Raw genomic sequence first — 7,384 nt, forward strand, 5'->3', positions numbered from 1 at the left:
GTGGCTTGTCGCGCAGTTCCCCGCGCCCCTAAAGACAAAAAACCAGTGGGCCTTACATCACCGGGGCGGGTTCCCTGGCCAGGTCGGCCGCGCCCACCATGCCCGCCTTGTTGCCGAGCTGGGCGGCGATGACGTCGGCGACCGGGCGCCAGTTGCCGCCTACCAGCCAGCGCTTGTAGGACTTGCGGATCGGGTCGAGGACCAGTTCGCCCTCGTCCGAGAGGCCGCCGCCGACGATGAACGCGGACGGGTCGAACAGCGAGGCCAGGTCGGCGAGACCGGCACCGGCCCAGCGGGCCAGCTCGCGGTAGGAGTCGACGGCCACCGGGTCGCCCTGACGGGCGGCCATGGAGATGTGCTTGCCCTCGATGCCGTCAGGGGTGCCGTCGCCGAGGCCGAGCAGGATCTCGGCGTTCTCGGGGGTGGCGTTGGCGCGCTGCTTGGCGTAGCGCACCAGGGCGCGCCCGGAGGCGTACTGCTCCCAGCAGCCCTGCGAGCCGCAGCCGCACAGGAGGCCGTCCGGGACCATGCGGATGTGGCCGAACTCGGCGGCCACGCCGAAGTGACCCCGGCGCAGCTTGTTGCCGATGATGATGCCGCCGCCGAGGCCGGTGCCGAGCGTGATGCAGATGACGTTGCGGTGGCCCTTGCCCGCGCCGAACTTGTACTCGCCCCAGGCGGCCGCGTTGGCGTCGTTCTCCACGACCACGGGGAGGCCCACGCGGGCCTCGACCTCGTCCTTGAGCGGTTCCTGGCGCCAGTCGATGTTGGGCGCGAAGTACACGGTGGAGCGCTGGCGGTTCACGTAACCCGCCGCGCCGATGCCCACGCCGACGATGTCGTGTCCGGCACGCGCGCCCTCCACGGCCGAGGCGATGGCGTCCACGATCGCCCCGGGCGTGCTGGGGGTCGGCACCTTGAAGGTCGAGAGGATGTTGCCTTCCTCGTCGACCACGCCGGCCGCGATCTTGGTGCCGCCGATGTCGACGCCGATGGTGAGTCCCATGAATCCCTCAGTTCCGGTCGAGCCCCGCTATGGCCAACGGTACCCGAGCCCCTGTGGAGGGAGAGCTGTGGGAGCGCTTCAGTCCAGGTCGATGCGCTCTCCGGGACCGGTGCCCGCCGGGCCGGGACCGTCGTCGCCGCCGTCGCCGGGGGTGGCCGCGGGACCGGCCGTCCAGCGGTGCTCCTGGGACTGGACGGCGGAGCGGTAGGCGGCGAGCAGTTCGGCACCGGCGTTGGCGAGATGGTCGAAGACGTCCGGATTGCGCTCGACCACCGGCTCGACGGCGGCCTTGGCCTGCTCGACGACCTGGCGCACCACCTGCTGGGCGGCGGGTCCGGCGACGGCGCCGAGCAGCGGGGACTGGAGGCCGGACAGCTTGTCGGCCACCGTGCCCATCAGCTTGCGCAGTTCCTCGGCGGCGGAACCGGGGGGCGGGCCCTGCCGGGCGCGGCGGCGGGCCTTCTCGGCGGCGAGGTCCTCGGCGGTGGCCGTGGCCCAGGCGTCGGCGTCGGCCTTCCGCTCTCCGGCGGGCACCCCCTTGGGCTCCGGATCCGGCTCGCGGGGGTCGGGGGCGGGGTGCTCTTCGCTCATGGCGGACTCCTGACTACGGTTCGCGTTGTCGACGTTACCCGAACGGGGTACCCCGTTCACCGTCCCGTCCCCTCGGCCGGACTCATCCGCCGGACTCATCGGCCGGTCGTGGGCCACAGGGCGGGGTCGGGGGCGAACCGTACGTCCAGGACGCCGTCGCGCAGCGCGGCACCGGCGACGGTACAGCGGCGCAGGGCGGACGGCAGCGGGACGATCCGGTGGAACTGGCCCGCGCTGACGACGAGTTCGTCCCCGCGCCGGATCAGGTCCAGGCCCTCGCGCACGGCGCCGGGCAGCGGCAGCCGCCACACCAGGACGCCGTCCTCGGCGAGCCGGTCCGTCACGGGCCACTCGACCGGTGCGGGCGCGGGGGTGACGGGGGGTACGGCGAGCGCGGCGAGGTCGTCGGCGCCCTGGGGGTCCCGGCCGAGGTGACGGACGGGTCGTACGTCGTACCGCTCCTCCCACTCGTCCAGGGTCTTGCGCTGCTGGGCGAGGGGGCCGGCGAGCCAGGAGTCGGCGGGGGCCTCGGGCAGCACGCGGTTGGCGATCAGCACCTCGGGGCGCAGTCCGCGCAGCGCGAGCCCGAGGGTGGCGTCCCGTACGGCCTCGGCCCCGGCGGGTCCGGGCTCCGCGACCAGCCGTACGGAGGTGCCCGCGTCCGCGAGTACGGCTTCCACGGCGGCCAGCTCCAGATCCCAGCGCCCCGCCGTCTCGTACAGCCAGTCGGAGGGCATCGGCACCCCGGCGAACCGTCCGAGCACCGGCCGCAGCGCGCGGGCCGCCTGCCGCTCGGGGGGCAGCAGCCTGCGCAGATACCGGCGCAGCTCCTCGGGCAGCGCGAGCAGGGCGAGCGCTTGCGGCAGCGGCGGCAGGTCGACGACGAGCAGCTCGTACCGCTCGGACAGCGCCGCGTCCCGCAGCGCCCGCAGCAGCGACAGCTCCTCCGCGCCGGGCAGCGGTGTGACTTCCTCGGCGTCCAGTCGCGCGGCCCCGAGCAGATCAAGGACATGCGCGGCCCGGCTCTGGAACGCGGTCAGATCCTCCCGGAACCGCTCCGCCGCGTCCGGCCGCCAAGCGGTGAGGTTCTCCCCCGCCTCCACCGGAACGGCCCCCGTCGCACACCCCAGCGCGATGCCGAGGGTGTCCGCGCGGTCGGCGCTGAGCACAAGAGTGCGGGTGCCCTCGCGGGCGGCGTCGAGCGCGGTGGCGGCGGCGACACTGGTACGCCCGCTGCCGCCCGGGCCCGTAATGAGGATGGTGCGCATAGAGGTGAACGCTAACGGACGCCTCCGGCGGTGTGCGGGGCGGCAGTTGAGAGCGGACGACGTGTCAGACACGCACCAGGTCCCCCTCGGGGGCCCTGCGGACAGGTGCTACCGCCACGCGTGGGCCGGGATGAAGATCGCGGGCGGGGTCAGGACCCCGTCTCGACCCGCTTCTTCAGGCCAGCCAGCGCGCGGTCGATGATGACCTTTTCCGCCTTGCGCTTGATCATGCCGAGCATGGGGATCTTGACGTCGACCGTGAGGCGGTAGGTGACCTCGGTGGCCGCTCCGGAGGGGGCCAGGACGTAGGTGCCGTCCAGGGAGCGGAGCATCTGGGACTTGACCAGGGTCCAGGAGACCTCGTGCTCGCCGGTCCAGGTGTAGGCGAGGGTCTGGTCGTCCTTGATGGCGCCGGCGTCCATGACGAGGCGGACCTGCTCGGCGCGGCCGCGCGGGTCGGCCGCGAGCACCTCCGCCTCCTTGACCTCGCCGGTCCAGTCGGGGTAGCGCGCGAAGTCGGCGATCACCGCCATGACGTCGGCCGGAGCCGCCTCGATCGTGATGCTCGAACTGGTGTGTTCCGCCATCGCCGTGGCTCCTCCAGATACGGACCGAGATGAGGTTCTCGCGCGCGGGCTGCGCACGTATGTGCAGCCCGAAGGCTACCGCGCCACCACCCCGCCGCCTTCATCCCACCCGCCCGAACGCGAGATCCCCCGGCTCGCGCCGCCATGACCGAGGCTCACACCGCCCCCTCACCACTCCAGCGCCCAAGGCCTCCCGCTCCCCGCGAAGTGCCCCACGTTCACGCACTCCGTCGCCCCGATCCGCATCCGCCGCGACAGCGGCTGGTGGACGTGGCCGAAGAGGGAGTACCGGGGGCGGGTACGGCGGATCGCGTCCAGCAGCGCCCGGCTGCCGCGTTCGAAGCGGCGCGCGACCGTGTCGTAGACCAGGTCGGGGACCTCCGGGGGGATGTGGGTGCACAGGACGTCCACCCCGGCCACCGCCTCGATCTTCGCCGCGTACTCCTCGTCGTCGATCTCGTACGGGGTCCGCATCGGCGTGCGCAGGCCGCCGCCGACGAAGCCGAAGGTGCGGCCGGCGATCTCGACCACCTCGCCGTCGAGGACGGTGGTGCCCTCACCGGCGTACTCGCGCCAGAGCGGGGGCATGTCGACGTTGCCGTAGGTGGCGTACGTAGGGGTCGGGAAGGCGGCGAACAGCTCGGCGTACTGGCGGCGCACCGCGAACTCGACCGCCGTACGGCGGTCCGTGCCGAGCCCCGCCCACAGCTCGGCGCCGAAGGCCCGGGCCTCCTCGAAGCGGCGGGCGGTGCGCAGCTCGACGATGCGGTCCGCGTTGGCCTCGCCGAAGAGGTCGGGGAAGATGCCGCGCGAGTGGTCGGCGTAGTCGAGGAAGAGGACGAGGTCGCCGAGGCAGATCAGGGCGTCCGCGCCCTCACCGGCGCGGGCCAGGTCCCGGGCGTTGCCGTGGACGTCGCTGACCACATGGACGCGCGTCCCTGCCTTACGGGCACGTGGAGAAGCCATGGCGATCAAGCGTAGGGCTGTGCGGTGTACGTGAACAGTGCCGCCGCTGCCTGCGGTTACTCGCCCGTCGGCAGGCATGTCGACTAGTCTGCGCGAAGCAACGCCATCCTGTGTGACGCAGCGAACATCTCGCCCGGCCCCCCTGTCGTAGACGCCATACCGGCGGGTAACGTCCGGGCAGTCCAAGTCGTGCTCCGGATTCCCGCCAGGAGGGGCCCCGAGCACCGCCCGAGCCGTGGACCGCACCGTCGCATCACACAGTGTCGTGGCGCCGGCGCCCTATGAGGAGCAGCAGTCTTGCGCGAGTTCAGCCTTCCGGCCATGTACGAGGTCCCTTCGGACGGCAACCTGACGGACATCGTCCGGAGAAACGCCGCGCAGCACCCGGACGTCGCCGTGATCGCCCGCAAGTCCGGTGGCGTCTGGCAGGACGTGACCGCGCGTCAGTTCCTCGCCGAGGTGCACACCGCCGCCAAGGGTCTGATCGCCGCCGGGGTGCAGCCGGGCGACCGGGTGGGCCTGATGTCCCGCACCCGGTACGAGTGGACGCTGCTGGACTTCGCGATCTGGAGCGCGGGCGCGGTCACCGTGCCGGTCTACGAGACCAGCTCCCCCGAGCAGGTGCGCTGGATTCTCTCCGACTCGGGCGCGACCGCCTGTGTCGTCGAGCTGGACACGCACGCGGCCGCCGTGGAGTCGGTGCGCGAGGAGCTGCCCGCGCTCAAGCACATGTGGCAGATCGAGGCCGACGGCGTCGCGGAGCTGGGGCGGCTCGGCGCGGACGTCTCGGACGAGACCGTGCAGGAGCGCAGCTCGCTCGCCAAGGCCGACGACCCGGCCACCATCGTCTACACCAGCGGCACCACCGGGCGCCCGAAGGGCTGTGTGCTCACCCACCGCAGCTTCTTCGCCGAGTGCGGCAACATCGTCGAGCGGCTGCGCCCGCTGTTCCGCACCGGCGAGTGCTCGGTGCTGCTGTTCCTCCCGCTCGCGCACGTCTTCGGCCGTCTGGTGCAGGTCGCGCCGATGATGGCGCCGATCAAGCTGGGCTGCGTCCCGGACATCAAGAACCTCACCGACGAGCTGGCCTCGTTCCGCCCGACGATGGTCCTGGGCGTCCCGCGCGTCTTCGAGAAGGTCTACAACTCCGCGCGCGCCAAGGCGCAGGCGGACGGCAAGGGCGCGATCTTCGACAAGGCCGCGGACACCGCGATCGCCTACAGCAAGGCGCTGGACACCCCGGCGGGCCCCTCGCTGAAGCTGAGGCTCAAGCACAAGGTCTTCGACAAGCTGGTCTACGGCAAGCTGCGCGCGGTGCTCGGCGGCCGGGGCGAGTACGCGATCTCGGGCGGCGCCCCGCTGGGCGAGCGGCTCGGCCACTTCTTCCGCGGCATCGGCTTCACGGTCCTGGAGGGCTACGGCCTGACCGAGTCCTGCGCGGCGACCGCGTTCAACCCGTGGGACCGGCAGAAGATCGGCACGGTCGGCCAGCCGCTGCCCGGCTCGGTCGTGCGCATAGCGGACGACGGCGAGGTGCTGCTGCACGGCGAGCACCTGTTCAAGGAGTACTGGAACAACCCGGCCGCGACGGAAGAGGCGCTGGCCGACGGCTGGTTCCACACCGGTGACATCGGCACCCTCGACGAGGACGGCTACCTCAGGATCACCGGCCGCAAGAAGGAGATCATCGTCACGGCGGGCGGCAAGAACGTCGCCCCGGCGGTGATAGAGGACCGCATCCGGGCGCACGCGCTGGTCGCGGAGTGCATGGTGGTGGGCGACGGGCGGCCGTTCGTGGGCGCGCTGATCACCATCGACGAGGAGTTCCTCGGCCGCTGGGCCGCCGAGCACGGCAAGCCCGCGGGCTCCAGCGCGGCCTCCCTGCGCGACGACGCCGACCTGAACGCGGCCATCCAGGCGGCCGTGGACGACGGCAACGCGGCCGTCTCCAAGGCCGAATCGGTCCGCAAGTTCCGTATCCTGCCGACCCAGTTCACCGAGGAGTCGGGCCACCTCACCCCGTCGCTGAAGCTGAAGCGGAACGTGGCGGCCAAGGACTTCGCGGACGAGATCGAGGCGATCTACGCCAAGTAGGCCGCCAGGTCGGCGACACGCCTCACAGCAGGTCCCGCAGCCGCTCGGCCAGCAGGTCCCACCGCCACTTCTCCTCGACCCAGGCGCGTCCGCGCTCGCCCATCCGGCGGCGCAGCGCCTCGTCGGCGAGGAGGGCGGTGATCCGCTCGGCGGCTTCTGCCGGTTCCCCGCCCCGTACGACCCAGCCCGTCTCGCCGTCGAGCACGGCGTCGGGCGCCCCGCCCGAGTCCCCGGCGACGACCGGAAGGCCGGTCGCGGACGCCTCCAGGTAGACGATGCCGAGGCCCTCGACGTCCAGGCCCCGGCGCCGGGTGCGGCACGGCATGGCGAACACGTCTCCGGCGCCGTAGTGCGCGGGCAGCTCGGACCAGGGCACGGCGCCGGTGAAGCGTACGGCGCCCGAGACGCCCAACTCCCGCGTCAGACGGCGTAGTTCACGCTCGTAGGGGCCACCGCCCACGATCAGCAGCACCGTGTCCGGCTCGGCGGCCAGGATGCGGGGCATGGCGCGGATCAGGGTGTCCTGGCCCTTCCTCGGCACAAGGCGGGAGACGCACACCACGACCGGCCGGTCGGTGAGCCCGAGCCGGGCGCGCACCACGTCCCCGCCGGAGCCGGGGTGGAAGGTCTTCTCGTCGACGCCCGGCGGCAGCTGGACCATCCGCGCGGCCGCCTCGGGGCTGAGCGCGCCCGCGATCCGCGAGCGGGTGTACTCCCCGAGGTAGGTGACCGTGTCCGTGGCGTCCCCGATCCGGCGCAGCAGCTGCCGGGCGGCGGGCAGCTGGGCCCACCCCGCCTCGTGCCCGTGGGTGGTCGCCACCAGGCGCTCGGCACCGGCCCGGCGCAGCGCGGGCGCCATCAGCCCGAGCGGC

Annotated in this window: 7 protein-coding genes; 1 reads left to right on the plus strand and 6 read right to left on the minus strand. The window is 72.7% G+C overall.

Features of this window, described 5'->3' with window-relative positions:
- Positions 1-52: 52 nt before the first annotated feature.
- The 5 genes from GTW40_RS16985 to GTW40_RS17005 form a co-directional block, all read right to left on the minus strand.
- Positions 53-1,006: an ROK family glucokinase gene (locus GTW40_RS16985; RefSeq protein ID WP_161181044.1), complete on the minus strand. Its 954-nt coding sequence runs from the start codon at positions 1,004-1,006 to the stop codon at positions 53-55.
- Positions 1,007-1,084: 78 nt separating this feature from the next.
- A complete protein-coding gene (locus tag GTW40_RS16990; protein WP_202486005.1) occupies positions 1,085-1,597 on the minus strand; it encodes a DUF5304 family protein in 513 nt (170 codons plus the stop codon).
- 95 nt (positions 1,598-1,692) lie between these two features.
- Positions 1,693-2,865: an ArsA-related P-loop ATPase gene (locus GTW40_RS16995; protein WP_161181045.1), complete on the minus strand. Its 1,173-nt coding sequence runs from the start codon at positions 2,863-2,865 to the stop codon at positions 1,693-1,695.
- A 149-nt stretch (positions 2,866-3,014) separates the two neighbouring features.
- Complete coding sequence (locus tag GTW40_RS17000) at positions 3,015-3,452, minus strand: SRPBCC family protein (RefSeq protein WP_161181046.1); 438 nt, start codon at positions 3,450-3,452, stop codon at positions 3,015-3,017.
- A gap of 168 nt (positions 3,453-3,620) precedes the next feature.
- Positions 3,621-4,418 carry a metallophosphoesterase gene (locus GTW40_RS17005; RefSeq protein ID WP_161181047.1) on the minus strand — a complete coding sequence of 266 codons (798 nt, stop codon included), beginning with the start codon at positions 4,416-4,418 and terminating at the stop codon, positions 3,621-3,623.
- A 297-nt stretch (positions 4,419-4,715) separates the two neighbouring features.
- On the opposite strand from GTW40_RS17005, the gene GTW40_RS17010 reads away from it, so the two are divergent.
- Positions 4,716-6,512, plus strand: coding sequence for an AMP-dependent synthetase/ligase (locus GTW40_RS17010; protein WP_161181048.1), 1,797 nt, complete (start codon positions 4,716-4,718; stop codon positions 6,510-6,512).
- A 22-nt stretch (positions 6,513-6,534) separates the two neighbouring features.
- Here GTW40_RS17010 and GTW40_RS17015 read toward each other — a convergent pair.
- The coding region (locus GTW40_RS17015) for a glycosyltransferase family 4 protein (RefSeq protein WP_161181049.1) at positions 6,535-7,384 on the minus strand (850 nt) is incomplete at its 5' end.

Source organism: Streptomyces sp. SID4985, from assembly GCF_009863025.1.
Taxonomy (GTDB): Bacteria; Actinomycetota; Actinomycetes; order Streptomycetales; family Streptomycetaceae; genus Streptomyces.

What these genes read in the sequence shown, in the direction of transcription:
- GTW40_RS17005 (WP_161181047.1), bottom strand. Translation starts at nt 4,418, where the DNA reads ATGGCTTCTCCACGTGCCCGTAAGGCAGGGACGCGCGTCCATGTGGTC.
- GTW40_RS16995 (WP_161181045.1), bottom strand. Translation starts at nt 2,865, where the DNA reads ATGCGCACCATCCTCATTACGGGCCCGGGCGGCAGCGGGCGTACCAGT.
- GTW40_RS16990 (WP_202486005.1), bottom strand. Translation starts at nt 1,597, where the DNA reads ATGAGCGAAGAGCACCCCGCCCCCGACCCCCGCGAGCCGGATCCGGAG.
- GTW40_RS16985 (WP_161181044.1), bottom strand. Translation starts at nt 1,006, where the DNA reads ATGGGACTCACCATCGGCGTCGACATCGGCGGCACCAAGATCGCGGCC.
- GTW40_RS17000 (WP_161181046.1), bottom strand. Translation starts at nt 3,452, where the DNA reads ATGGCGGAACACACCAGTTCGAGCATCACGATCGAGGCGGCTCCGGCC.